Raw genomic sequence first — 23715 nt, 5'->3', positions numbered from 1 at the left:
TTTCAGTTCTGAGGTTGCGGCAGTCCGCGGTATCGACGCCAGCTGCCTGCATAGGTGATGTCGGTCAGCTCATCCGGTTGCGCGTCGAGCACCCCGGGCCGCAAGCCGACGCCGAGGACCGAGCGACCGTCCTCGAGCGCCACCACGGTGAGTTCGAGTTCCGGTGGTTCGTCCGGGAGGAACGCTGTTCGGATGTCGTCGAGCGGAATGTCGTACAGCTCGCCTTCGATGGCCGCACCGGCGGTGTGATCGAGCAACAGCGCCGGGAATTCGTCCCGTACGGAGAAGAACCGGTAGTTGGGTGTGGTGCGCACCGTGCCCACGAACGGGTGCGAGGAGACGTTGTGGTGCAGGCTGCCGCCGCGCATGGCACCGCCGTTGCAGAAGAGTTCCGTCATGAAGTGGTGCCTCCTAGGGGGCGAGTGTTAGTAGCTAAAGTCCGTCATACGGAATATTGATTCCGTAATGTGTTTCGAGTGTGGCGTGCGCCACGTAGCTCTGTCAAGACCCGTACGCCCAGGCGGCCCTTGCGAACCGCCGAATTCCGCAGTGCAGCAACACCGAAAGGCTCGACATGGACTGCCATGGATCAACCCTTGACAGTCGGTGTGATCGGTGTCACGCTCGTTTGGTGGAATCAAAATTTCGTAATACGGAATCAGAGGCACACGGAGCCGTTGCCGATCTGAACACGGCCTCCGAGACCGATGCGGTACGCACGCTCTCGCTCTGCCTCGACGTGCCTCGCTGGGTCGAGGGAGTTATCAGCGCCCGCCCGTTCACCGACATGCAGGCCCTGCGTCACGCCGTTCATCACGCTGCCGCACCCTTGACGGCCGACGAAGTACACCGCGCACTTGCGGTACATCCGCGCATCGGCGAGAAACCCGACAATCACGATGCAAGTGCGGACTACGCGAGCGCCGAACAATCCGGCGTCGACATCTCCGACGCAACCGTCGAACAGCGGCTGAGAGCAGGAAATCTGGCCTACGAGAACCGGTTCGGGCAGGTGTTTCTGATCAGGGCCGCCGGCCGGGATGCCCACGCAGTTCTCGATGCTCTGCACAGCAGGCTCGGCAACGACCCCGAGACCGAGGCCGTCGTCGTCGAACACGAACTGCGGGAGATCGCCGAGATTCGCGCAACAGGAAGTCTCGGCGATGTCTGACCCGAAGAGCCATGTGACCGCCCACGTACTCGATGCGGCGCGAGGCGTTCCTGCGCAGGGTGTCTCGATCGTCCTTGCCGATCACCACGGTATCCACGTTGCCGACGCCGTCACCGATGAGCAGGGCAGGGTCGGAGCGCTCGGCCCCACCGAACTGACGCCGGGCACCTACCGGCTCACCTTCGCAACTGGCGCGTATTTCGCGGCCCAGCACACCGAATGCTTTCACCCCGAGGTGGTCGTCACTTTCGAGATCACCGCACCCGACCAGCACTACCACATCCCACTTCTGTTGAGCCCGTTCGCTTTCACCACCTATCGAGGGAGCTAGAACCCATGACCATCGTGCTCGGAGCAAACCAGTACGGCAAGGCCGAATGCAGACTTGTCCGCATCGACCGCGAGACGCCCCGCCACCGCATCACCGACGTCAGCGTCACCTCGCAACTGCGCGGCGACCTCGAGGCAGTGCACACCGAGGGCGACAACGCCCACGTCGTTGCCACCGATACCCAGAAGAACACCGTCTACGCCTTCGCCCGCGACGGCATCGGTGCCATCGAGGACTTCGCACTCCGTCTCGGCGCGCACTTCACCGGCAACTTCCACTGGATCACCGGCGGTCGCTGGGAAATCGAGCAATACCAGTGGTCGCGTATCGCGAACGGTCAAGACGGCTACGACCATTCCTTCGTCAAGGCCGGCGACGAGAAGCGGAACACCATCGTCACGGTCGACGGCGACAACATCTCCATCGTCTCCGGAATCAGCGACCTCGTGGTCCTCAACTCGACGGCGTCGGAGTTCTGGGGTTACCCGAAGGACCGCTACACCACGCTGAAGGAAACCACCGACCGAATTCTCGCGACGTCGGTCAGCGCCCGCTGGCGGTACCTCACCACCGATCTCGATTTCGACAAGACCTTCGACGACGTCCGTTCGATCATGCTCGACGCCTTCGCATCGACTCACTCTCTTGCGTTGCAGCAGAGCCTGTTCCAGATGGGCAAGCAGGTACTCGAGGCGCATCCCGAGATCGGCGAGATCAAGTTCTCGATGCCCAACATCCACCACTTCCTCGTCGATCTGGAGCCGTTCGGACTCGACAACCCCGGTGAGGTCTTCTATGTCGCGGATCGCCCCTACGGTCTGATCGAGGCCACGGTGGAACGCGACGATGCCCCGGACGCAGGCCGCGCCTGGGATACCGTGCCCGGATTCTGCTAGGAGCGAGCCGACATGAAGCTGACGAAACGCGCGTCGACCAAGACCCATGCGCCGCACGACCCCGCCCGTCCCGAGGACGAGCGTTTGTCGATCGGCAGGTCGTACGTCTACGGATTGCAACACATCCTGACGATGTACGGCGGCGTCATCGCACCACCTCTGATCGTCGGCGGCGCAGCGGGATTGACCGGCACCGAGATCGCGCTGCTGGTCTCGGCCGCGTTGTTCGTCAGCGGAGCGGCCACGTTGCTGCAGACACTCGGAGTGCCCTACTTCGGTGCCAAGCTACCTCTGGTACAGGGAATTTCGTTTGCATCGGTGTCGACGATGGTGGCAATCGCAAGCGGCCCGGGTGGACTGAACTCGGTGTTCGGAGCCATCATCGCCGCCGGTGCCATCGGCATCCTCATCACCCCGTTCTTCAGCAAGATCGTTCGCTTCTTCCCACCGGTGGTGACCGGCACGATCATCACCGTCATCGGGATCTCGCTACTGCCCGTTGCGGTTCGGTGGGCGATGGGCGGTGATCAGCAGGCCGCCGACTGGGGCTCGATGTCCAACATCGGGCTCGCGGCGTTCAGCCTCGTGGTGGTTCTGCTCGTCAGCCGGCTCGTGCAGGGCACGCTCTCGCGCCTGTCGATCCTCATCGGCATCATCGTCGGCACAGTGTTCGCTGTCCTGGTCGGCAAGGCCGATTTCTCCGGCGTGAGTGACGGTGAAATCTTCAGCTTCCCGGAGCCGTTCGCGTTCGGAGCACCGACATTCCAGGTGGCAGCCATCATGTCGATGGTCGTCGTCATCCTGGTGATCATGACCGAGACCACCGCGGACATCCTGGCCGTCGGCGAGATCGTCGGCACCGACGTCGATGCCCGACGCGTCGGCGACGGACTGCGAGCAGACATGGTCGCCACCACCATCGCTCCCGTGTTCGGCACCTTCCCGGCCAGTGCGTTCGCCCAGAACGTCGGACTCGTGGCCGTCACCGGAATCAAGAGTCGCTACGTCGTCGCAGCCGGCGGCTCGGTGCTGCTGTTCCTCGGCCTCTTCCCCATCCTCGGGCTCGTCGTGGCATCGGTTCCACTGCCGGTACTCGGCGGCGCGGGCATCGTGTTGTTCGGCTCGGTGGCGGCCAGCGGTATCCGGACGCTGTCCAAGGTCGAGTTCGACGGCAATCTCAACCTCGTCATCGTGGCCGTGGCGATCGGGTTCGGGGTCATTCCCATCGCCGTGCCGGGCTTCTACGCGGCCTTCCCCGACTGGGTCCACGTGGTGCTCGACTCGGGCATCAGCGCCGCGAGCATCGTGGCCGTCGTGCTGAACATCCTGTTCAACGTCATCACGAAGGGTCAGAAGCCCTCGCCCTCGGTGGTGACCGCTGCACCGCCGGTGGCGACGCGGCATCACCAGTAGAGTTCTTCGGGACGGGTACGACTACGACGGTGCGAGGTGGACTGTGGCGGCAGGCGGCGGGGTGCAGTCCGTGGAGCGAGCGTTCGAGTTGCTCGACATCATGGCCTCCTCGGGCGGATCCATCGGCATCAGCGAACTCGCCGAGGGCACCGACCTGCCGATGCCGACGGTGCACCGACTGATCGGCACCCTTGTCTCCCTCGGCTACGTCAGGCGTTTGCCGTCACGCCGATATGCATTGGGCACCAAACTGATTCGATTGGGTGACAGCGCGTCCAAGCTCATCGGTGGATGGGCCAAGCCGTATCTCGCCGAGCTGGTGCGGATCACCCACGAGACCTCGAACATGGCATTTCTCGAGGACGACATGGCCGTGTACGTCGCGCAGGTCCCATCGGAACACGCGATGCGGATGTTCAACGAGGTCGGTCAGCGCGTGTTACCGCATTCCACCGGCGTCGGCAAGGCATTGCTGTCGCAGTTGGACGACGACGCCGTCCGCGCGATCGTCGGCCGCCTCGGCATGGCCCCACGCACCGTCAACACCATCACCACACTCGATGCGTTGCTCGAGGATCTCGCACTGATCCGCGAACGCGGGTACGCCGTCGACGACGGTGAGCAGGAAGTGGGAGTGCGCTGCTTCGCCGTTCCGGTGATCGGCGCTCCGACGCTCACGGCGATGTCCATTGCTGGGCCCACCGCTCGGGTCACGCTCGAGTCGGCAGAGCAGTTCGTACCCCTGCTGATCTCGGCCGCGGAACGCCTCGCGAAAGATCTCGCGAGCAACATCCCAGCGCCTTAATCTTTCAACACTCTCGCGTCGCGGGCGAAAGACCGCACCTGCTCGGTCAACCACACATGCGCCGGGACTGCTCCGCCGAGAAGCTCCCGCGCCAGAGCCGGGGAGTCCCCGATCGGGACGTCACTGCCGGCAATGATGATGTTGCCGTAGCGCCTGCCCTTGAGCATCGCCGGATCGGCGACGATCGCCGTGTGCGGAAATATACTTCCGATGGTCGACGCCTCCTGCTTCGCGAGCGAGAGATCGCGTCGATCACCGCAGTTGACGACATACATGCCGCCGGGCGAGAGAACGCGTCGAACATGCTCGGTGAACTCGGCGGTGAGCAGCGGGGTCGGAGTTGTGGCTCCGGAGAACACATCTCGCACGATCAGGTCTCGGCTGTTCTCGCTCAGCGTCTCGGTGACGGCCCGTGCCTCGCCGACGCGGATACGCAGCAGCGGTGCCCGAGGGAGGTCGAACCATTCACGAACCAGCTCCGAGAGCTTCCCGTCGAGCTCCACCACCACCTGACGCGCACCGGGAAACTCCGCGGTGAACGAGCGCGCCAGTGTGCACGCTCCGCCCCCGAGATGCAGAGCCCGCAGCGGGAAGCTCGAATCCCATTGCGCTCGAACCAGTCCCGAGATCCACCGCATGTACTCGAACTCGAGCACCGTGGGGTCGTTCATGTCGATGTGCGAGCTCGGGACGTCGTTGACGTTGACTACCCACCCGTCGTCGGAGAAGGTATCGCGCACCAGTTCGCAGGTGCCCGAGTCGATTTCGAACAGGCCGGGCTTCAGCCCTCCAGCGGACTCACGCTTCCTACCCATGGGAGTCCTCGAGCCGGAAGTCCTCGAAATCGAATCCCGGGGTGACGATGCAACTGACCAAGCTCGGCTCCTCGCCCACCGGCCGCGCCCGCTGCCACACCGACGGTGGCACGATCTGCTGCGGAGACTCGGGCGCAACCAGCAGCGTGGTCACCTCACCCGGCTGGGTTCCATCACTGCCCAGGTCTAGTTGCACCGGACTGCCCCGGTGATAGAGCCACATCTCGGTGCCGCGAACGGTGTGCCAGGCCGACTGCTGACCGGGCATGAGCAGGAACAGAATTGCCGTCCCTGCCGCACGTGACCCCGGGTAGCCGTCGGGCAGAGACGCGTGTGGAATCGTGACCTCGCTGCGCCAGGTCTCCTTGAACCAACCACCCTCCGGATGGGGTGCAAGGTCCAGGCTCTGAGCCCAGTCGGGCAGCGACGTCATGGACGCAACCCTAATCCGTGGCGACCTGAACCCGGAAGCGATCCCGTTTGGTGTGCAGGCTCCACAGCTGCTCGGCGAGAGCCTCGGGGCTCTTCTTCGGATCCTTGCCGTCGATGGCACCGCCGATGATCAACTGCGACACCTGAATTCCTTCGTCGGCCAACTCCTCGTTGAGCAGCTGCGCGTACGCGGCCTGGCCGGCGAACGCGATGGACGTGCCGGTGACCGTACGACCGGGCTTGACTGCGGAACCGCCGTTGACGAACAGGATGGTGCCTTTGTTCTCGCCGAGGAAGCGCATTCCCGGCAGCACCTGATGAACGGCGGCGATGGGTCCGTAGATGGAGAACTCGACCGGACCGACCATGTCGGCCGGGGTGGTCTCGAGCACGGGCCGCATGAAGTCCTTCTGCGGAAGCGGGCTGTACTGCAGCACCTCGATGGGGCCGAGGGTTTCGGTGACCTGCTCGAGCGCTGCGGCGATGGAGGCCGGATCGCGCACATCGGCGACGAATCCCTTGGCGGATACACCGTCGGCAGCGAGCTGATCAGCGAGTGCGTCGACACGGGACCGGTTGCGGGATATCAGGCCGACCGAGAAGCCCTCCGCGCCGAACTTACGCGCCACTGCTGCTCCGAGACCTGCACCTGCTCCGACTATTGCTATCGATGTCATGTCGAATGCAAGGAGCGAGAATCCTCGACTATTCCGACGACCGCCTCGAGCAGGGCTTCCGCACTCTCGTGCAACGCGCTGACATCCGCGGTCCAGCCGAGCACCCGCAGGGCGGCCTCGGCAATCCCCGCCGCATCCACCGTCGGGTCGCGCCGTCCGTTCTCGCGGTCAGCACGCGCGTTCACCACGGTCTCCACCAGACGAAACGGCAGGTCTTCCGTGCCCGGTCGGCGCTCGGAGCCGAGTTCAACCAGCGTGTCCGACGCGATGGCCGCATACAGGCTCATGAGCGTGTAGCGGTGGTCGCGGAAGGTCTCGAAGCGCTCGCTGCGCAACTCGGGCAGCAGATAGAGCGCACCCAGATTCCAGGTGGACGCAGCCAGCTGCCCGGCGTCGAAGTAGGCGAGCGCGTACATCTGGGTCGAGGCCTCGGCCCCGGAATCACGGATTCGCTGCGCAAGGGCCAACGGCGCGTCGACGGTGCCGCTGAGAAGTGCGTCGAGGATGTCGTCCTTGGTGGCGAAGTGGTGATACAGCGAGGCCTGACGCAATCCGACGGCGTCGGCGATGACGCGAGTCGAGGTGTTGGTGAAGCCCCGAGTGGTGAACAGCTCGGCTGCCGCGTCGAGTATTTCCTCGCGAGCGGTGTCTCCTGCCCGCTTCTTTGTGCTCAGCCGTGGTCTGCCTGCGCCGGTCATGACTGCATCTTGTCAGGTCCACGTGACGGTGAGATTTCTGTCATCTGATCGAAATAGACGAAACGAGCTTGTTTCACGACGGACACCGCCCGGGAACGGCGGTGCCGAAAACTATCAACTGACAGAAACCCGCCTCGGCGATGCAGCGGGCGGTCACTCACCACCCACCTCGCCCGTAGGAGTGAACATGAGCTCGACAACATTGCCGGCCCCCGGCGCGGGATCGGAACCGGTTCGTACGACGGACCATTCGGATCTTGCTGCCCTCGGGTACGACCAGCAGCTGCACCGTAGCCTCGGCAAGTACGCGTCGTTCGCCGCCGGCTTCTCGTTCGTCTCGATCCTCACCACCATCTTCCAACTCTTCGGCCTCGGGTTCAGCTTCGGCGGCCCGGCCTTCTTCCTCACCTGGCCGCTGGTCTTCCTCGGCCAGTTCATGGTCGCCTTGAACTTCGCCGAACTCGCCGCGCGCTATCCCATCTCGGGGGCCATCTACCACTGGTCCCGGCGCATGGGCGGTGAACTGGTCGGCTGGTTCGCCGGGTGGTTCATGATCATCGCGCAGATCGTCACCGCCTCCGCCGCCGCCATCGCATTGCAGGTCGTACTCCCCAGCATCTGGGGCGGATTCCAGTTCATCGGTGAGGACACCGCGCTCACCTCCTCGAGCGGAGCCGCGAATGCCGTTGTGCTGGGATCGATCCTGCTGGTACTCACCACCACCATCAACTGCATCGGCGTGAACTGGATGTCGCGCATCAACAGCATCGGCGTCACCTGCGAGATCGTCGGCGTCATCGCTCTCGTGCTGGTGTTCTTCACCCATGCCGAGCGCGGCCCGCAGGTGGTCTTCGACACCGGCAGTGCCGGAGCCGATCCCGGCTACATCGGGGCCTGGATCGTCTCGGGTCTGATGGCCGCCTACGTCATGGTCGGCTTCGGCTCGGCGGGCGAGCTCGCCGAGGAAACCCGCAATCCCCGACGCGTCGCACCGCGCACCATCCGCCTGGCCCTCTCGGCATCGGCACTCGGCGGTGGCCTGATGATCGTCGGCGCACTGATGGCCGCACCCAGTCTCACCGACGGTCAACTTGCGACGCAGGGACTTCCGTACGTCATCGATTCGATTCTCACCTCGCCGTGGGGCAAGGTCCTGCTCGTCGACGTCGCCATCGCCGTGTTCATCTGCACCCTCGCCATCCAGACCGCAGCCTCCCGGTTGATGTTCTCCATGGCCCGCGACGGACGACTGCCGGCATCCGCTGCACTGGCCAAGGTCAACTCGCGCACCGGAACTCCCATCGCACCCTCGGTGCTGATCGGCCTGGCCTGCGTAGCCATCCTCGCCGTGAACGTCGGGAACTCCGCGATCTTCACGACCCTGTCGAGCGTCTGCATCGTGCTCATCTACCTCGCCTACATGATGGTGACCGTCCCGCTGCTGATCCAGCGACTCAAGGGCTGGCCGCACGGCGGCATCATGCACGACGCCGACGGCGAGAAGCTCTTCACCCTCGGCCGACTCGGCCTGCCGGTCAACATCGCCGCAGTTCTCTACGGCGGGCTCATGGTGGTCAACCTCTCGTGGCCACGAGCCGAAATCTTCGACCCCACCGGCGAATTCCCGCTGCTGCGCTGGGCCGCACCCCTGACCGTCCTCGCAGTGATCGTCGTGGGCATCGCCTGCCTGCCCCGCGGCAAAGCCCACCCGAAGCCCGTCACGATCGGAGCCTGAACCACCATGAGCACAGCAACCACCCATTCGGCCAAGGAACACGCGCGGTCCCAGGCGACCCTCGCACCGGCCCCCACAGCACCGGAGGGCGTGTCGGAACTGACGTGGGCAGAATCGGTGCCCGGCGGCAGCTACACCACGAAGGTTCTGGCTCGCGGAACCCGCTTGCGCCTCGTCGACGTCGACGGTGCCGCCTGTGCCAACCTGCTGCTCTTTCGCGTCGACGCACCGTGGGAGCGTCTCAACACCGCTGACACCGTCAAGGTTCCGTGGCAGGCGTACCTGAGCGCGGGCCACCCCCTGCTCTCGGATCAGGGCCGCGTGCTGGCGACCATCGTCGCCGACACCTCCGGTCACCACGACGCGCTGTGCGGTACCACGTCCACGGCGACGAACATCGCCAAATACGGAGTGAGCGGACCGCATTCGTCCGCTCCGGCAGGCCGCGAGCTGTTCACCCTTGCCGCGGCCAAGCACGGACTCGAGCCGCGCGACGTCGGACCGTCACTGTCGTTCTTCCACGGCGTCACCGTCGCCGCGGACGGAAGCCTCGTCAGCACCGGCTCGGCCGGACCGGGCCGCTCGGTGGATCTGCTGATCCACCTGCCGGTGATCGTGTTGCTCGCCAACACCGCTCACCCACTGAACCCCAGTCCCGAGTACGACACGACGACACTCGACGTACTGGCCTGGCGCGCACCGGAAGAGCTGCTCACACTCGACAACACCGAGCCGGAATACCAGCGCGCAGTGCAGAACACCGAGAACGCATGGAAGGCAGCGCAATGACTACCAGCACAGTGAACACGGTGACAGTGAGAGACGAGATCGCTCCCGCGTTCGGCCCCTGGTCGGCAATCGTCGAGGCCGGTGACGTCCTGACCATCGTCGATCTCTACGGCAATCAGGCCGTGGACACCCTGCTGTACGCCGCACACGATCACTCACTGCGATACTCCGCGGCCGCGACCGTCACCGCGCAACAGAACCTGTTCCTGACCACCGGAACCGTTCTCCGCAGCGATGATTCGACACCGCTGATGACGATCATCGACGATGAGGTCGGCAACCACGACACCGTCGGCGGTGCGTGCTCCAAGGAATCGAACACCCTGCGCTACGGCCATCACACCCAGCACCAGCACGCGTGCGTCGAGAATTTCCTCATCGAGGGTTCCAAGTGGGGACTCGGCAAGCGAGATCTGGCCCCCAACATCAACTTCTTCATGAACGTCCCCGTCGACGCCGACGGCACCCTCGGCATCGTCGACGGTCTGTCGGCCCCCGGTAAGACGCTCTCGCTGCGTGCAGAGATCGACACCCTGGTGTTGGTCTCGAACTGCCCGCAGATCAACAACCCCTGCAACGGGTTCGAGCCCACCGCAGTGCAGATGATCGTGACGCGATCATGACCGCTGTGAACAGTAAGGCCGCCAAGATGACCGTGCAGCGGCCCGGCATGATCACGACCGTGCAGGACTGGCCGGGACGCGTCGGATATTGGAAGGTGGGCGTGCCGCCGTCGGGACCGATGGACGATCTGTCGTTCCGGCTCGGCAACACCGCGCTCGGCAATCCCGAGGGCGCACCCGGCCTCGAATCGACCATGGCCGGACCGGCATTGACGTTCGACGCCGACACCTACGTCTGCGTCACCGGTGCCGCAGTGCCGGTGCGCATCGACGGCCGACCGGCCCCGCAGTGGCGACCGGTTCTGGTACCTGCCGGAGCAACACTGGATGTGGGCACCACCACCGGACACGGTCTGCGGGTGTATGTCCTGATCCAGGGCGGCCTCGACGTCGACGACTACCTCGGCAGCGCAGCGACATTCACGCTCGGTAAGTTCGGCGGACATCGCGGCGGCATCCTGGGCGAGGGAGACATCATCGGACTGGCCGGCCGCTCCGACAACTCAGCCGTCCTCGGACCGATCCCGATGGAACACCTGCCGGTGCTGACGTCCAACTGGGACATCGCCGTCACCGAAGGCCCACACGGAGCACCCGAGTTCTTCACCCGCGACGACATCGACACCCTCTACGCCACCCGCTACGAGGTCCACTTCAACTCCGATCGCACCGGAGTTCGGCTGATCGGACCCAAGCCGCAGTGGGCTCGCGCCGACGGCGGCGAGGCCGGATTGCACCCGTCGAACATCCACGACAACGCCTACAGCGTCGGGGCATTGGACTTCACCGGCGACACCCCGATCCTGCTCGGCCCCGACGGCCCGAGTCTCGGCGGATTCGTCTGTCCTGTCACCGTTGTCGCGGCCGAACGCTGGAAGCTCGGCCAGCTTCGGCCCGGTGACACCATCCGATTCGTGCCGGTCCGGGCTGCAGCCACCGCGCCGCTGGGATCGCTCGGCCTCGCTCGGCGCGCATCACTACCCGCGGTCTTCTCCGCCGGCGGTGACGGGGACGACGGCGTCATCGCTCGGCGTGACGCCGATACCTGCGTCACCTACCGGCGATCTGGGGACGACAACGTGCTGGTCGAATACGGCGACATGAAACTCGACCTCACCCTGCGAGCACGGGTGCACGCGCTGCATCAGCGTGTCGAAGCCATCGCGCCCCGAGGCCTGTTGGATCTGACCCCCGGCATCCGCTCACTGCAGGTCAAGGTGAATCCCGATGTGCTGTCGATCGATTCGCTGATGGGTCTGCTCGCCGAGGTCGAGGATGATCTTCCTGCCGCCTCGGAACTCGTGGTCCCCAGCCGTCAGGTTCGGCTCCCGCTCTCGTGGGACGACCCGTCGACCCGCGAAGCAATTCAGCGGTACATGCACGGCGTGCGTGCCGACGCCCCGTGGTGTCCCTGGAACATCGAATTCATCAGGCGGATGAACGGACTCGGTTCCGTCGCAGACGTTTTCGATACCGTTTTCGCGGCGGACTACATGGTGCTCGGGCTCGGTGACGTGTACCTCGGTGCCCCGGTGGCGACTCCGCTGGATCCGCGTCACCGCCTGGTGACGACGAAGTACAACCCGGCACGCACGTGGACGCCGGAGAATGCCGTCGGCATCGGCGGGGCATACCTCTGCATCTACGGCATGGAGGGTCCCGGCGGATACCAGTTCGTCGGCCGAACCACGCAGGTGTGGAACCACAGTGCCACGTACAGCGGAGGCCCGTTCGAGGAAGGAACCCCGTGGCTGTTGCGGTTCTTCGACCGAATCTCCTGGTACTCGGTCGAACCCGAGGAGCTGATGGACCTGCGCGCGGATCTCGCGGCAGGCCGAGGCGGTGGAGTCGAGATCACCGACGGTGAGTTCTCGCTCGCCGAGCACGAGAACTTCCTCGAGTCCAACGCCGAATCCATCGCGGAGTTCCGCGCGACTCAGGCCGTGGCCTTCGGCGCCGAGCGGGACGCGTGGTCGGCAGCCGGAGAATTCGACAAGAGAGGCAAGATCGATGCTGCCTGAGGTACGAGAACGAGTTCTGCAGGCGTACAAGCGAATCGCGGAGGTCGACCGACCCGAGGTGTGGATCACCCTGCGCGACGAGGACGACGTACTGGCCGAGGCGGTGGCGCTCGAACGCGCACTTGAGGCAGGTGCAGATCTGCCGCTCGCCGGCGTGCTGGTTGCGGTCAAGGACAACATCGACGTCGCCGGTCTGCCCACTACTGCGGCGTGCCCCGAATTCGCCTACACACCAGCAGTCTCCGCCGTCGCCATCGAGCGATTGACGAGCCAGGGCGCTCTGATACTCGGCAAGACCAACCTGGACCAATTCGCCACCGGACTGGTCGGCACCCGCAGCCCCTACGGAGCAGTGCGCTGCGCCTGGGACCCCACGCTGGTCTCGGGCGGGTCCAGTTCCGGCTCGGCAGTGGCGGTGGCACTGGGGATCGCGGACATCGGAATCGGCACCGACACAGCCGGATCCGGGCGAGTTCCCGCCGCGTTCCACGGACTCGTCGGCATCAAGGCGACACTGGGGATCGTGCCGAACACCGGCGTCGTTCCCGCCTGCGCCGACTACGACTGCGTCACCGTTCTGGCCCACGATCTCGACAGTGCCACGGCAGCAATCAAAGTGATGACCGGTCCGACCACCACCGATCCACGCAGCCGGGCCTGGCCCGCCGACGTACGACTGGCCGCGTCGCCGGAACCCCGGGTCGCCGTTCCGCGTGCCACGGATCTGGTATCGCTGAGCCCGGCATACCGTCGGGCATTCGAGGAGACGGTCGCAGGCCTGGCCGAGAAGGGCTTCACCCACATCGAGGTCGATATCTCGGGGCTGCTCGATGCGGCGACACTGCTGTACGACGGAGCCATTGTGGCGCAGCGCTATTCGGCCGTCGGGCAATTTCTCGACACCGCTCCGGACGGTGCCGATCCCACGGTCGCTGCCATCGTCCGCTCTGCAGCCGGCCCGTCCGCGCACCGGTACGTGGACGATCTGGGCACGCTCACCCAGGCCAAGACGGCTGCCCGCGAAATGCTACGAGACGTCGACGGTCTGCTGCTGCCCACCACCACCGAACATCCGAGTATCGCTGCAGTGCAGGCGGATCCGATCGGTATCAACCGACGCCTCGGCACGTTCACGAACTTCTGCAACCTGCTCGACATGGCTGCGGTGGCCGTTCCCGGCGCCCCGACGCCCGACGGCACTCCATTCGGAGTGATGTTCGTCGTGCCTGCATTCGAGGATCAGATCGCCGTCGACCTCGCTGCTCGGCTGAGCGAAGCGCCGTCACCCTCGTTGATCGACGACGGCATCGAGGTGCTGGCCGTCGGGGCACACCTGCGCGGGTTCCCGGTGCACAGCCAACTGACCGATCGGGGCGCACGGTTCAGCGGCGAGGTGACCACGTCTGCGGACTATCGACTCGTGGATCTGCACACCACACCGCCCAAGCCCGGTCTGGTGCGGCGGGAAGGGGACGGCGCACCCATAGCCGGAGAGCTGTACCGGATGTCCGCCGCCGCGCTCGGCACCTTCCTCGCCGGGTTGCCCGCGCCGATGGGCCTCGGTCCCGTCGAGTTGTCGGACGGACGTTGGGTCACCGGGTTCTGCTGCGCCCACGACGCGGCCGAGAAGGGCGCCGACATCACCGAGTACGGCGGTTGGCGCGCCTACCGCGATCAGGGGTTACTATCCTGAGCAGCTGACTATCATGGTGATAGTTACTCGAGGACAGGCGAGACACATGATCACTGATGAGCAACGACGATCGCAGACCTTCTCGTGGGTCGACCCCGCCGAGGTGCTGAAGACTGCGTCCACCATGAGCGGTCTCGACGCCATGCGTGCGCTGGTCAGTGGCGAGCTGCCACCTCCGCCCATCGCCGCCCTCATGCAGTTCTCCCCGGTCTTGGTCGAAACCGGCAAAGTGGTGTTCGAGTGCGAACCGTCCGAGGCGCACTACAACCCGATCGGCATGGTGCACGGCGGTCTGGTGTGCACGCTTCTCGACACAGTCCTCGGTTGCGCGGCCCACACCACGCTCCCGGCAGGCACCGGGTACACCTCCATCGACATCAACGTCAGCTACCAACGCCCGGTGCACTCTCACAGCGGACCTTTGACGGCCACGGGGACCGTGGTCAAGAGCGGCTCGCGAGTGATCTTCACCGAGGGTTCGGTGGTCGACAACACCGGCAGGGTCGTCGCGACCGGGACGAGTTCCTTGCTCGTCATCCCTGGAAAGTAGCAATGCAACGCCGTAGTTTCGCGGACATGGAGTGCCCCATCGCCGGGGCGCTCGAGCAGGTCGGCGAATGGTGGACGCTGCTGATCCTGCGGGATGTGCTCGACGGCTTCTCTCGCTTCGACGAGCTGGAGTCCAATCTCGGTATTGCTCCGAACATGTTGGCGCGCAGACTCAAAGGCCTGGTCGACGGCGGGATGCTGACCAAGGTGCAATACAGTGAGCACCCCCCGCGCCACGAGTACGTACCGACGGCGCGGGCCCGTGAACTCAGCACGGTCATCGTCGCTCTGTATGCATGGGGAAACAAGCATGTGCCGCAACGGGATCGGCGGGTGGTGCTGGTGGACGGAGATGGCCGACCGATCGATCCGGTCCTCGTCGACCGCGAGACAGGAAGGACTCTGCGCGAGAGCCACGCGCAGTTCCTTCCGGGGCCGGCTGCATCCGAAGGCATACGGCGACGGTTGGATCCGGATCTGCGTGCCACGCGTCGATCACGCCGGGAGCGGTCGCCCGCCGTCGGTAGCGACACGGACCGCCAGTAACCCGAGCACTGTGCCCATCAGGTAACGCTGCACCTTCAGCCACGTCGGCCGGACGGCGAGAAATCGGGCGATCGATCCGGCCAGCACCACGATGGCCAGGTTGATCACAACCGCTACAGCTATCTGCACGCCGCCGAGTGCGAAACCCTGCAGCAGAACGGGTCCGGCAGCAGGATCGACGAACTGCGGAATGACCGAGATGTACATGATGGCGATCTTCGGGTTCAGCAGGTTGGTCACCAGCCCCATCATGAACAGCCTGCGGTTCGAATCCTGCTGCAGCGCAGTCGGCTCGAAGGCGGAGACTGTTCCGCGTAGGGCCTGCACCGCAAGCCAACCGAGGTAGGCGGCACCGGCGAGCTTGACCGAGACGTACAGCGCAGGCACGGCCGTGAACACTGCAGCCAAGCCGAGATTGGTCGCCGTCAGGTAGACCAGGAAGCCGACAGCCACACCTGCGAGGGACACCATTCCCGCCCGCCGCCCCTGCGAGATGCTGCGCGAGACAAGGTAGATCATGTTGGGACCAGGTGTCAGAACCAACACGAGGGCGACGGCGAACACGCCGAATACTGCAGACCACGAGACCATACGGTCGACACTTCCCGATAGTCGACCGCCTGGGTAGAGCCAGTTACCTTCCCGTGGACACCTATTCGCTTCGCACGATCGAGGCGACCTCGTCACCGATGGCGGCCATGCCGGCTGCCGTCGGGTGCAGTGGCGCAGCGGGGTTCTCCGGGATGACGCCCTCGAAGTACCGCTGATCGACTGCCGCACAGACATCGTGGCCGACGCTGAGCGCCTCGGTGTCGACGAACTCGGCCCCGTGCTCCTCGGCCTGTGTCTTCAGCGCCTGGTTCATGGCGGTGATGCTGCTCTGGATGTAGTCGGCGTCCTCGGGGAGAACCGGCTGGGTCGGGAAGCAGCCGCCGTCGGGGAGATACGTTCCGTATCCGACGACGAGGATCCGCGCGTCGGGCGCACGCTCGGCCACCGCGTCGAGCATCGCGCCCCAACCCGGAGCCTTGTCCGCGATGGCGGCGGCGACGGTGTCGACGCCGCCGGCGGTGAGCCGGTCCTTGCAGACGTTGCCTGTCGAGGAATTCGCGAACGTCAAGCAACCCACCGCGGTCGAGACGAGCCCGATGTCGTTGCCACCGATCGTCACCGTGACCAGATCGGTCTCGGGCGTCACCGCGTCGAGTTGGACGGGCTGATCCCCGCTGGAGGTGCTCTGGGGCGTCGAGACGAGGTTCTCGGTCACGGCCCCGCCGCACGTGACGTCGACGAACGACGCGACCTCGAGCTGAGCCGCGACGACGTGCGGGTAGTTCGAGTCGGACTGCTCGCAGCCCGGCACACCCACCTGCTCCGGGATGCGTGGCCCCGACGCCGCGGAATCACCCAGCGCCACATAGTTCAGTGGCACCGAAGCCGGGGTGTCCGGGACGTCGGCGTCCGGTGCACTGGGCGAAGAACACGCCGCAAGCAGGCTCACGGCAACAGCAATCCCGACGTAGATCCCAGGGTTCCTCACAGGTTCGACGCTACCGCGGCCGGTAACCTCGACCGGGTTGTCCCACGAGTACGTCTACACATCGAAGGAAAGGAACATCGCATGATCACCAACTTCATCAACGCGATCCTGGCCGGCTTCGGCTCCATTTCTGCTGGTAGCAGCGGCTTCGAGCTGGCACCGGGAACGCTGCCCTTCGGACTGTAGGACCGGCAGATTGCCATCCGTGCGGTGCCGACGGTTCGTCCGGCACCGCACGGGTACACCGCACACATGACTGATCCGAAGCACGACGAGAACTCTGCCCCCGACGCCGACAAGGACGTGCAGTCCGACCCGGCTGCGGGCGCAGACACCAACGACTGGTCCAGCGAGGGCGGGGCCATCGAAACCGGACCGGCCACCGACGACGAGCGAACCGACGGCAACTAGCCGAACAAGCGGCGAGGCGCGGCGCGCACCGTTCGGACGTCACCGTCGGCCACGATGTGTTCCAGCGCTTCTCCGCGCGCTCGCATCGATGCGTCGGCGGTGAAGTCCACTCGAGCGTCGCCGAGCCAGTCGATGCCTACGACGATCCCCACGGTTCCCTTGGGAATGCCGCTTCGCCACCGCACGCGGCCCAGATTTCGGATAGCGACGACCGTATCCCCGATGTGGAAATTCCCCATAGCGCCCCCAACTTGTTCCTGCCGACCAGTACACCGCAACCGAACAGCCTGTTCAAGCGGTGGATCCGCGCTTACGGCTGGCGATGGCGACCGGTGACGTTGTCAAGGCGCCGAAAAACGGGGTAGCTACCTCGTTTCGAGTGCGAGCACCGCCTGGAGGTACTTTCGTCTTTCACGAGTTGCTGTTTTGGCAATTTATCTTGCCAAGGCGGTAGTCCCGTCTGCACACTGCAGACATGACTTCAGATAACGCCCCAGCGCCCACCGAGAATGTCCGCGTCGATGCGATCATCGTCGGCGGCGGAGTCGCCGGGCTCAGCGCCGCGGTAGCTCTCGGACGCTCGCGCCGATCCGTGACGATCATCGACGCCGGCGATCCGCGCAACGCTCCGGCCGCCCATTCGCACAACTACCTCACGCGCGACGGCGAATCTCCGCTCGAGCTCGTTCGCCTCGGCCGTATCGAGGCCGAGCACTACGGCGTCCGCATCGTCGACGGCACCGCGACGTCGGCGGTGCGGACCGACTCCGGGTTCGACGTGTCCCTCGCCGACGGCACCGTCGTTCGAGGCCGTCGCGTTCTGGTCACCACCGGTCTCACCGACATTCTTCCCAGCATTCCGGGGCTCGCCGAGCGCTGGGGCCGCGATGTACTGCACTGCCCGTACTGCCACGGGTGGGAGGTCCGAGACCGGGCGATCGGCATCATCGGCAGCGTCATGTCCGGACACCAGGCCCAGATGTGGCGTCAGCTGTCCGAGAACGTCACCGTCTTCACCCACACTGCAACGGAACTGAGCCCCGAGGATCTGACGCGGATGCGCGCCCGCGGGATCGTCGTGGTCGAAGAAGAGATCACGCGAGTCGACGTCGAGAACGACGCCATCGTCGGCGTCACGTTGGCGAACGGCGTCGCCGTCGCGCTCGACGCCGTGGTCGTCGGCCCCAACTTCACTTCCCGCGCGGACGTTCTCGAGTCATTGGGACTCGAGACAACCGAGATGGTGATGAACGGGCACGTCCTGGGCACCTACATCGAGGCCGACCCGGTCGGGGCGACGTCCGTGCCAGGAGTGTGGGTGGCCGGCAACGTAGCGGCACCCATGGACACCGTCGTCGCGGCATCTGCGGCAGGCGTGAAGGCCGGTGCCGCGATCAACGGTGATCTCATCGAGGAGGACGTTCGGTTCGCCGTCGAGCAGGCCGAAGCAATGGCCTCCTGACGGCGGTTCATCAGCTTCCCAGCGCGGTTGCCAGTCCGCTCTCGATGGCGTCTTTGCGGACCCCGAGCTCGGTCAGGGTGGCATCCTCGTTCTCGAGCAACGCCAACAGGATGTGCTCGGTGCCGATGTAGTTGTGTCCCAACCGAAGCGCCTCACGGAAGGTCAATTCCAGTGCCTTCTGGGCACCGGCGTCGAATGGAATCAGCGCCGGCAGGGGATCGGCCGGTGCGGGCAGCGTCGCCGTCACCGCGGCGCGGATCTGCTCGTCGGTGAGCCCCTGCGCACCCAGCAGCTTCGCGGCGAAGCCCTCGGGCTCGCCGAGCAGGCCGAGGATCAAGTGGCCCGTGGTGATGTGGTCGTTGCTCGTCGCCCGGGCTTCGTTCTGCGCCCCCACCACCACATTTCGTGCGCGCGGAGTGAAGCGAGAGAAGCCCTGGCTGGCGTCGAGCTCGGCAGGGTCGTCGCCGCCCTTGGCCACGAACCGCTTCTGTACCGCCTGCTTGCTGACGCCCATGGACGCGCCGATGGCAGTCCAGGACGCACCGGACCGACGCGCTCGATCCACGAAGTGGCCGATCAGATGGTCGGCGATGTCGCCGAGCGCATCGGCGGCGATCACCGCGTCGGAGAGTTGATCGAGTGCGTCGGTGTGCACCTTCTCGATGGCGGCGATCAGGTCGTCGAGTCGGACTGGATTGGTGATCTTCGTCGATTCTGTCATGCGTCAACTTTAGGTTGACGGTCGTCGATCGTCAACCCTTGGTTGACGCCTGTTCCCCGAGGGTCGGTGGAGTCGCGGTTTGTTCGAGGGCAAATAGTGACCCTGATCACCGTTTGTGCAGGCAAAGACGTATATTCACCGATGATGGCGTCAGTCGGGACGGTGCGAGTCCGCACGCGAGGGGAAGTGGGGTCCTTCGATGAATGCGAAGGCCGCTGCACCTTTCGCCGTGCCGTCGGTGCGGACCGCGTTCTTGGCTGCTGTGGCCGTCGTCGCGGTGACGGTGTTCGTCCAGGGCAGTGCCGACGTGCGTGCCGGCGTTCTGGCTGTCGTCGCCGTCGGATCGGTCGTGGCGATCAGTGCGGCAATTCGTCGCTACCGCCCGAGCGACGCCCGATGCTGGTGGGCTCTGTTCGGAGCCTCGGTGCTGTTCATGTTCGGAGTCTCGTTTCGCAGCGACCCGAACGCGCTGGATCGATCGTTCTCGCTGCTTCCGGATCTGTTCACTCTCACCGGGTACGCCCTGGTGGGATACGCCCTGTCTCGGTGGATCCGAGACCGCCGATCGATCGACGACATCACCCCACTCGTCGATGCAGGCCTGATCTTCCTCGGCACACTGTTCCTGTCGTGGTTGCTGCTGATCTCTCCGGCCCTCGACCTGCCGCGTTCGTCCGTGTCGACGGTGGTGAACGGGATTTATCCGGCGATCGACGCGGCGCTGATCACGTTGACGACATATCTGCTCTTCTCCTCGAAACCCCGCTCCGCCGCGCTGTTCTGGGCGCTGCTCGCCCTGGTGGCGACATTCGTCGGCGACGTGTCCTACGCCTTCGCGGCGACGACCGACGACGCTCCGTCCTCGGGGTTGCTCGACGGCATCTACCTGTTCGCGTACCTGTCGCTGGCGATGGCAGCGCTCGACCCGTCGATGCGCACGGTGTCGCACCGGCAGACCCCCGCACCCGCCCACAGCAGCCGTCGGGTGGTCTTCGTGGTGTTGTTGTTGGTGGTCTGCGCGACCGTGCCGCTGCTCGGTTCGGCGGTCTCCACCGGCGACCTGATCGTCCGCTCGCTGTTGCTCGCCTCGATCCTGGTCGGCGCTTTCCTCCGCGGCGAACGCGCCCTGGCCCGAGTGCAGACCGGCGAAGAGCATGCCCGCTACCTCGCGGCACACGACCTGCTCACCGGACTGCCGAACCGCACGACGCTCGACGCGGAGTACGCCCGACACGAACGCGCTCAGCGACCCGGACGCACCTGCACTCTGTTCGTCGACCTCGACAACTTCAAGATGGTCAACGATTCGTACGGCCACCGCGTCGGAGACGAGTTGATCGTCGCCGCGGCACGTCGCATCCGCGCGGCCGTCGGTGCCGCCGACACCGTCGTTCGTTATGCCGGCGACGAGTTCGTGGTGCTCACCCGCCGCGACCGTTCCGGTTCGGAACTGTTGGCGCGCCGCATCATCGAACGACTGAGTGAGCCGTTCCCGCTCAGTGCTGCCACCGCCTACGTCTCGGCCTCGGTGGGCATCGCCGACGCCGAACGACTGCACGACGCCATCCGCGAGGCCGACACCGCGATGTATCACGCGAAATCTCTCGGGGCGTCTCGCTACGCGTTCTTCGACGAGTCCTTGCGTGCGCGAGCAACATCGGCGATCGAGACCGCCACCGCACTTCGCGGCGCGATCCGGCGCGGAGAACTCGAGGTCTACTACCAACCGATCGTCGCGACGAAGTCCCGCAAGACCGTTGTCTACGAGGCGCTCGTGCGCTGGAACTGGCAGGGCCGAGTACGGACGCCGAACGAGTTCATCCCGATCGCCGAATCGACCAATCTCATCGAGGAGATCGGTGAGTGGGTACTGCGCACCGCGATCTCCGATCTGGTGACACTGCGCGCGAACGGGCAGGACGTCACCATGTCGGTCAACGTCTCGCCGATGCAGCTGCGCGACGACTCGCTGCCGGGCATCGTCCAACGGGTGCTCGATACCTTCGGCGTCGCCGGTGCGGACCTGGCGCTCGAGATCACCGAAAGTGTTCTGATCGACGACGTCGGCGCAGCGAAGACCGTGCTCGATCGGCTCGCCGCCATGGGCGTACTCATCGTGCTCGACGATTTCGGTGTCGGCTACTCCTCGCTGAACCGGTTGCGCAAGATGCCGATTGCGCTGCTCAAGATCGACAAGTCCTTCGTCCACGAGATCGGCGTCTCCGATTCCGACGTCCAGCTGATTCGCGCCATCACCGCCATGGCGTCCGCGCTTTCCGTGACGACCGTCGCCGAGGGGGTCGAGACCGAGGAACAGGCCGCGATCATCGAGCAACTCGACTGCCGTTTCGCGCAGGGCTATCTGTACGGCAGGCCCGCCCCCATCGCGCATTGGCTTCTCGAATCCGCGCAGCAACGGTGACCACGGTGTTAGCGTCGAGCGGTGTCTGCAACCGGAATGCGCCCTGTTCGCTACACCGCCCTCGCCTGTGCTCTCTTGCTGGTGCCGCTCGTCGCGTGCAGCAGTAGCGACGACGCCGGTACCGACACCGCCGCGGCGGACAGTTGCGTACTCGGTGCCAGTGGCGGCACCCCGGTAGGAAAGACCCCGAGCACCGGCTCGGGTGACATCTCCACCAATCCGGAAGTGGCGACCGGATATCGGTCGAACATGACTCCGGTGGAGACGCCGTCGTACTCGGTCTCCACCGCCAACCCGGTCTCCACGGAGGCCGCATGCGAGGTACTACGCGACGGCGGCACCGCGGCCGACGCCCTCATCGTGGCGCAGACCGTGCTCGGGCTCGTCGAACCCCAGTCGTCGGGAATCGGCGGCGGCGCTTTCCTGATGTACTACGACGCCGCGTCGGGCGAGGTGCAGAGCTACGACGGCCGCGAGACCGCGCCGATGAGTGCCACCGGCGACTACCTGCGGTACATCGACGACGTCAACCGCACTGTGCCGCAACCCGATGCGCGGTCCAGTGGCCGATCGATCGGCGTGCCGGGCGTTGTGCGCATGCTCGAGCAGGCGCACGAGGATCACGGTGACAAGCCGTGGGGGGATCTGTTCCGACCCGCGATCGAGCTCGCCGACAACGGAATCGAGATCAGCCCGCGCATGGCCTCGTCCATCGCGGACTCGGCACCGAAGCTCGCGCTCGACCCGGCGTCCAAGGACTATTTCTTGCAGCCCGACGGAACCGGTAAGCCTGCCGGCACGGTGCTGAACAATCCGGCGATGTCGAAGACGTTGTCCACCATCGCAACCGACGGTGCCGATGCCTTCTACACCGGCGACATCGCCCAGGCGATCGTCGACGCGACAGCAGATACCACCGCCGGCCGTACCCCGGGGCAGATCACGGTGGACGACCTCGCCGGCTACGAGCCGAAGACCCGTACCGCAGTGTGCACGCCGTACCGCGATCACGACATCTGCGGAATGCCGGGGCCGTCCTCCGGCGGCATCGCGGTGGCGTCGACGATGGGCATTCTGTCGAACTTCGATCTGGCGCAGTACGCCCCGACGGATATGGATGCCAACGGCGGCAAGCCGACCGCCGAGGCCGTGCATCTGATCTCCGAGGCCGAGCGTCTGGCGTACGCCGATCGCGACAAGTACGTCGCCGATCCGGATTTCGTACCCCTACCCGGCGGCTCGCCCGACACCCTGCTCGACCCCGAGTACCTCAGCAGCAGAGCAGGACTGATCGACGAAGGCAAGTCGATGGGTACCGCGAAACCGGGCGACTTCGGACCGGTGCAGTTCGCCTCGTCCACCGATCCCGAGCACGGCACCAGCCACATCTCGATCGTCGACGGCGAGGGCAACGCGGCCTCGATGACGACAACTGTCGAGTCGGCCTTCGGCTCGTTCCACATGGTCGACGGCTTCCTGCTCAACAATCAGCTGACCGACTTCTCCGCCGCGCCGGTGGCCGAGGACGGAACTCCCATGGCCAACCGTGTCGAGCCCGGCAAGCGTCCGCGCAGTTCGATGGCCCCGACCCTGGTGTTCGACCGCGGCGACGACGGCACACGCGGAGATCTCGTTCTCGTCGCAGGCTCACCCGGCGGGTCTGTCATCATCCAGTTCGTCGTCAAAACACTGGTAGGACTGCTCGATTGGGGAATGGACCCGCAGCAGGCGGTGTCGATGGTCGACTTCGGGGCGGCCAACACCCCGTCCACCAACTACGGCGGCGAACATCCCAACGTGACCGGAGAGAACGATCCGGTCGTGGTGACGCTGCGCGAGAAGGGCCACCAGGTCTCGGTTGCCGACCAGTCGAGCGGGCTGAGCGCGCTGCAACGCACCGACGGTGGCTGGATCGGCGGAGCGGACCCACGCCGCGAAGGTGAGGTACTGGGTGGATAGGTGCGG

General features: G+C 65.4%; 25 protein-coding genes. 16 read left to right on the top strand and 9 right to left on the bottom strand.

The window, feature by feature from the left end:
- Window positions 1–2: 2 nt before the first annotated feature.
- Window positions 3–398 carry an allophanate hydrolase-related protein gene (locus CH281_RS26080; RefSeq protein ID WP_032385160.1) on the bottom strand — a complete coding sequence of 132 codons (396 nt, stop codon included), beginning with the start codon at window positions 396–398 and terminating at the stop codon, window positions 3–5.
- A gap of 233 nt (window positions 399–631) precedes the next feature.
- Between CH281_RS26080 and uraD the strand changes: the two genes are divergently transcribed.
- The 5 genes from uraD to CH281_RS26055 are packed head-to-tail and all read left to right on the top strand — an operon-like array spanning window position 632 to window position 4616.
- On the top strand, window positions 632–1171 hold the full coding sequence (gene uraD, locus CH281_RS26075; protein WP_256984035.1) for a 2-oxo-4-hydroxy-4-carboxy-5-ureidoimidazoline decarboxylase: 540 nt from the start codon (window positions 632–634) through the stop codon (window positions 1169–1171).
- On the top strand, window positions 1164–1502 hold the full coding sequence (uraH, locus tag CH281_RS26070; protein ID WP_094695887.1) for a hydroxyisourate hydrolase: 339 nt from the start codon (window positions 1164–1166) through the stop codon (window positions 1500–1502). Before uraD ends, uraH begins: the two co-directional genes overlap by 8 nt.
- Before the next feature lie 5 nt (window positions 1503–1507).
- Complete coding sequence (gene pucL, locus CH281_RS26065) at window positions 1508–2398, top strand: factor-independent urate hydroxylase (protein ID WP_094695886.1); 891 nt, start codon at window positions 1508–1510, stop codon at window positions 2396–2398.
- Between the two features lie 12 nt (window positions 2399–2410).
- Complete coding sequence (locus tag CH281_RS26060; protein ID WP_094695885.1) at window positions 2411–3811, top strand: nucleobase:cation symporter-2 family protein; 1401 nt, start codon at window positions 2411–2413, stop codon at window positions 3809–3811.
- 43 nt (window positions 3812–3854) lie between these two features.
- Complete coding sequence (locus CH281_RS26055; protein ID WP_032385163.1) at window positions 3855–4616, top strand: IclR family transcriptional regulator; 762 nt, start codon at window positions 3855–3857, stop codon at window positions 4614–4616.
- Here the strand turns inward: CH281_RS26055 and CH281_RS26050 are convergent.
- From CH281_RS26050 to CH281_RS26035, 4 genes are read right to left on the bottom strand one after another with little or no spacing between them, the layout of a single operon-like run.
- Window positions 4613–5431, bottom strand: a complete 819-nt coding sequence (locus CH281_RS26050) for a spermidine synthase (RefSeq protein WP_057474529.1) — start codon at window positions 5429–5431, stop codon at window positions 4613–4615. The two genes, CH281_RS26055 and CH281_RS26050, sit on opposite strands and share 4 nt — an antisense overlap.
- Window positions 5424–5864 (bottom strand): cupin domain-containing protein, encoded by a 441-nt coding sequence (locus CH281_RS26045; protein ID WP_032382418.1) that lies wholly within the window; start codon window positions 5862–5864, stop codon window positions 5424–5426. The genes CH281_RS26050 and CH281_RS26045 overlap by 8 nt, the downstream gene beginning before the upstream one ends.
- 10 nt (window positions 5865–5874) lie before the next feature.
- Window positions 5875–6540, bottom strand: coding sequence for an SDR family NAD(P)-dependent oxidoreductase (locus CH281_RS26040; RefSeq protein ID WP_094695884.1), 666 nt, complete (start codon window positions 6538–6540; stop codon window positions 5875–5877).
- Window positions 6537–7238, bottom strand: coding sequence for a TetR/AcrR family transcriptional regulator (locus tag CH281_RS26035; RefSeq protein WP_094695883.1), 702 nt, complete (start codon window positions 7236–7238; stop codon window positions 6537–6539). The genes CH281_RS26040 and CH281_RS26035 overlap by 4 nt, the downstream gene beginning before the upstream one ends.
- 187 nt (window positions 7239–7425) lie before the next feature.
- On the opposite strand from CH281_RS26035, the gene CH281_RS26030 reads away from it, so the two are divergent.
- Genes CH281_RS26030 through CH281_RS26000 form a run of 7 tightly spaced genes read left to right on the top strand, consistent with a single transcriptional unit; the run spans window position 7426 to window position 15194 of the window.
- Window positions 7426–8973 (top strand): amino acid permease, encoded by a 1548-nt coding sequence (locus CH281_RS26030; protein WP_094662428.1) that lies wholly within the window; start codon window positions 7426–7428, stop codon window positions 8971–8973.
- 6 nt (window positions 8974–8979) lie between these two features.
- On the top strand, window positions 8980–9762 hold the full coding sequence (locus CH281_RS26025) for an urea amidolyase associated protein UAAP1 (protein WP_094695882.1): 783 nt from the start codon (window positions 8980–8982) through the stop codon (window positions 9760–9762).
- Entirely contained in the window at window positions 9759–10385 is a 627-nt protein-coding gene (locus CH281_RS26020) for an urea amidolyase associated protein UAAP2 (protein WP_032392566.1), read from the top strand. The genes CH281_RS26025 and CH281_RS26020 overlap by 4 nt, the downstream gene beginning before the upstream one ends.
- On the top strand, window positions 10382–12406 hold the full coding sequence (locus CH281_RS26015; protein ID WP_032407889.1) for a 5-oxoprolinase/urea amidolyase family protein: 2025 nt from the start codon (window positions 10382–10384) through the stop codon (window positions 12404–12406). The genes CH281_RS26020 and CH281_RS26015 overlap by 4 nt, the downstream gene beginning before the upstream one ends.
- Window positions 12396–14099, top strand: coding sequence for an allophanate hydrolase (gene atzF / locus CH281_RS26010; RefSeq protein ID WP_094695881.1), 1704 nt, complete (start codon window positions 12396–12398; stop codon window positions 14097–14099). The genes CH281_RS26015 and atzF overlap by 11 nt, the downstream gene beginning before the upstream one ends.
- A 46-nt stretch (window positions 14100–14145) precedes the next feature.
- Window positions 14146–14649, top strand: a complete 504-nt coding sequence (locus CH281_RS26005; RefSeq protein ID WP_027495142.1) for a PaaI family thioesterase — start codon at window positions 14146–14148, stop codon at window positions 14647–14649.
- 2 nt (window positions 14650–14651) lie between these two features.
- A complete protein-coding gene (locus CH281_RS26000; RefSeq protein WP_080729912.1) occupies window positions 14652–15194 on the top strand; it encodes a winged helix-turn-helix transcriptional regulator in 543 nt (180 codons plus the stop codon).
- On the opposite strand, the gene CH281_RS25995 is transcribed toward CH281_RS26000, so the two are convergent.
- Entirely contained in the window at window positions 15144–15785 is a 642-nt protein-coding gene (locus CH281_RS25995) for a LysE family translocator (protein ID WP_094695880.1), read from the bottom strand. The genes CH281_RS26000 and CH281_RS25995 overlap by 51 nt on opposite strands.
- 61 nt (window positions 15786–15846) lie before the next feature.
- Window positions 15847–16734, bottom strand: a complete 888-nt coding sequence (locus tag CH281_RS25990; RefSeq protein WP_218829796.1) for an SGNH/GDSL hydrolase family protein — start codon at window positions 16732–16734, stop codon at window positions 15847–15849.
- 252 nt (window positions 16735–16986) lie between these two features.
- Here CH281_RS25990 and CH281_RS27085 point away from each other — a divergent pair, with 252 nt between their 5' ends.
- Window positions 16987–17145: a hypothetical protein gene (locus CH281_RS27085; protein WP_167669096.1), complete on the top strand. Its 159-nt coding sequence runs from the start codon at window positions 16987–16989 to the stop codon at window positions 17143–17145.
- On the opposite strand, the gene CH281_RS25980 is transcribed toward CH281_RS27085, so the two are convergent.
- On the bottom strand, window positions 17142–17384 hold the full coding sequence (locus tag CH281_RS25980; RefSeq protein WP_032369989.1) for a hypothetical protein: 243 nt from the start codon (window positions 17382–17384) through the stop codon (window positions 17142–17144). The genes CH281_RS27085 and CH281_RS25980 overlap by 4 nt on opposite strands.
- A gap of 236 nt (window positions 17385–17620) precedes the next feature.
- Here CH281_RS25980 and CH281_RS25975 point away from each other — a divergent pair, with 236 nt between their 5' ends.
- Window positions 17621–18607: an NAD(P)/FAD-dependent oxidoreductase gene (locus CH281_RS25975; protein WP_052053614.1), complete on the top strand. Its 987-nt coding sequence runs from the start codon at window positions 17621–17623 to the stop codon at window positions 18605–18607.
- 10 nt (window positions 18608–18617) lie between these two features.
- Here CH281_RS25975 and CH281_RS25970 read toward each other — a convergent pair whose 3' ends face one another.
- Window positions 18618–19328 carry a Clp protease N-terminal domain-containing protein gene (locus CH281_RS25970; RefSeq protein ID WP_027495137.1) on the bottom strand — a complete coding sequence of 237 codons (711 nt, stop codon included), beginning with the start codon at window positions 19326–19328 and terminating at the stop codon, window positions 18618–18620.
- A 199-nt stretch (window positions 19329–19527) separates the two neighbouring features.
- Between CH281_RS25970 and CH281_RS25965 the strand changes: the two genes are divergently transcribed.
- Both CH281_RS25965 and ggt read left to right on the top strand, forming a co-directional pair.
- Window positions 19528–21750: a putative bifunctional diguanylate cyclase/phosphodiesterase gene (locus CH281_RS25965; RefSeq protein ID WP_032392570.1), complete on the top strand. Its 2223-nt coding sequence runs from the start codon at window positions 19528–19530 to the stop codon at window positions 21748–21750.
- Between the two features lie 36 nt (window positions 21751–21786).
- Entirely contained in the window at window positions 21787–23709 is a 1923-nt protein-coding gene (gene ggt, locus CH281_RS25960; RefSeq protein ID WP_032392571.1) for a gamma-glutamyltransferase, read from the top strand.
- Window positions 23710–23715: the final 6 nt, after the last annotated feature.

The sequence above is a fragment of the Rhodococcus sp. 06-221-2 genome, assembly GCF_002258365.1.
GTDB classification, from domain to species: domain Bacteria; phylum Actinomycetota; class Actinomycetes; order Mycobacteriales; family Mycobacteriaceae; genus Rhodococcoides; species Rhodococcoides fascians.
This window is presented reverse-complemented; position numbering and strand designations above follow the sequence as displayed.

Bases quoted from the DNA above. Each gene is read 5' to 3' on its own strand.
- CH281_RS26080 (WP_032385160.1), bottom strand. From the start codon at position 398: ATGACGGAACTCTTCTGCAACGGCGGTGCCATGCGCGGCGGCAGCCTG.
- uraH (WP_094695887.1), top strand. From the start codon at position 1,164: ATGTCTGACCCGAAGAGCCATGTGACCGCCCACGTACTCGATGCGGCG.
- pucL (WP_094695886.1), top strand. From the start codon at position 1,508: ATGACCATCGTGCTCGGAGCAAACCAGTACGGCAAGGCCGAATGCAGA.
- CH281_RS26060 (WP_094695885.1), top strand. From the start codon at position 2,411: ATGAAGCTGACGAAACGCGCGTCGACCAAGACCCATGCGCCGCACGAC.
- CH281_RS26050 (WP_057474529.1), bottom strand. From the start codon at position 5,431: ATGGGTAGGAAGCGTGAGTCCGCTGGAGGGCTGAAGCCCGGCCTGTTC.
- CH281_RS26045 (WP_032382418.1), bottom strand. From the start codon at position 5,864: ATGACGTCGCTGCCCGACTGGGCTCAGAGCCTGGACCTTGCACCCCAT.
- CH281_RS26040 (WP_094695884.1), bottom strand. From the start codon at position 6,540: ATGACATCGATAGCAATAGTCGGAGCAGGTGCAGGTCTCGGAGCAGCA.
- CH281_RS26035 (WP_094695883.1), bottom strand. From the start codon at position 7,238: ATGACCGGCGCAGGCAGACCACGGCTGAGCACAAAGAAGCGGGCAGGA.
- CH281_RS26030 (WP_094662428.1), top strand. From the start codon at position 7,426: ATGAGCTCGACAACATTGCCGGCCCCCGGCGCGGGATCGGAACCGGTT.
- CH281_RS26025 (WP_094695882.1), top strand. From the start codon at position 8,980: ATGAGCACAGCAACCACCCATTCGGCCAAGGAACACGCGCGGTCCCAG.
- CH281_RS26020 (WP_032392566.1), top strand. From the start codon at position 9,759: ATGACTACCAGCACAGTGAACACGGTGACAGTGAGAGACGAGATCGCT.
- CH281_RS26015 (WP_032407889.1), top strand. From the start codon at position 10,382: ATGACCGCTGTGAACAGTAAGGCCGCCAAGATGACCGTGCAGCGGCCC.
- atzF (WP_094695881.1), top strand. From the start codon at position 12,396: ATGCTGCCTGAGGTACGAGAACGAGTTCTGCAGGCGTACAAGCGAATC.
- CH281_RS26005 (WP_027495142.1), top strand. From the start codon at position 14,146: ATGATCACTGATGAGCAACGACGATCGCAGACCTTCTCGTGGGTCGAC.
- CH281_RS26000 (WP_080729912.1), top strand. From the start codon at position 14,652: ATGCAACGCCGTAGTTTCGCGGACATGGAGTGCCCCATCGCCGGGGCG.
- CH281_RS25995 (WP_094695880.1), bottom strand. From the start codon at position 15,785: ATGGTCTCGTGGTCTGCAGTATTCGGCGTGTTCGCCGTCGCCCTCGTG.
- CH281_RS27085 (WP_167669096.1), top strand. From the start codon at position 16,987: ATGACTGATCCGAAGCACGACGAGAACTCTGCCCCCGACGCCGACAAG.
- CH281_RS25980 (WP_032369989.1), bottom strand. From the start codon at position 17,384: ATGGGGAATTTCCACATCGGGGATACGGTCGTCGCTATCCGAAATCTG.
- CH281_RS25975 (WP_052053614.1), top strand. From the start codon at position 17,621: ATGACTTCAGATAACGCCCCAGCGCCCACCGAGAATGTCCGCGTCGAT.
- CH281_RS25970 (WP_027495137.1), bottom strand. From the start codon at position 19,328: ATGACAGAATCGACGAAGATCACCAATCCAGTCCGACTCGACGACCTG.
- CH281_RS25965 (WP_032392570.1), top strand. From the start codon at position 19,528: ATGAATGCGAAGGCCGCTGCACCTTTCGCCGTGCCGTCGGTGCGGACC.
- ggt (WP_032392571.1), top strand. From the start codon at position 21,787: ATGCGCCCTGTTCGCTACACCGCCCTCGCCTGTGCTCTCTTGCTGGTG.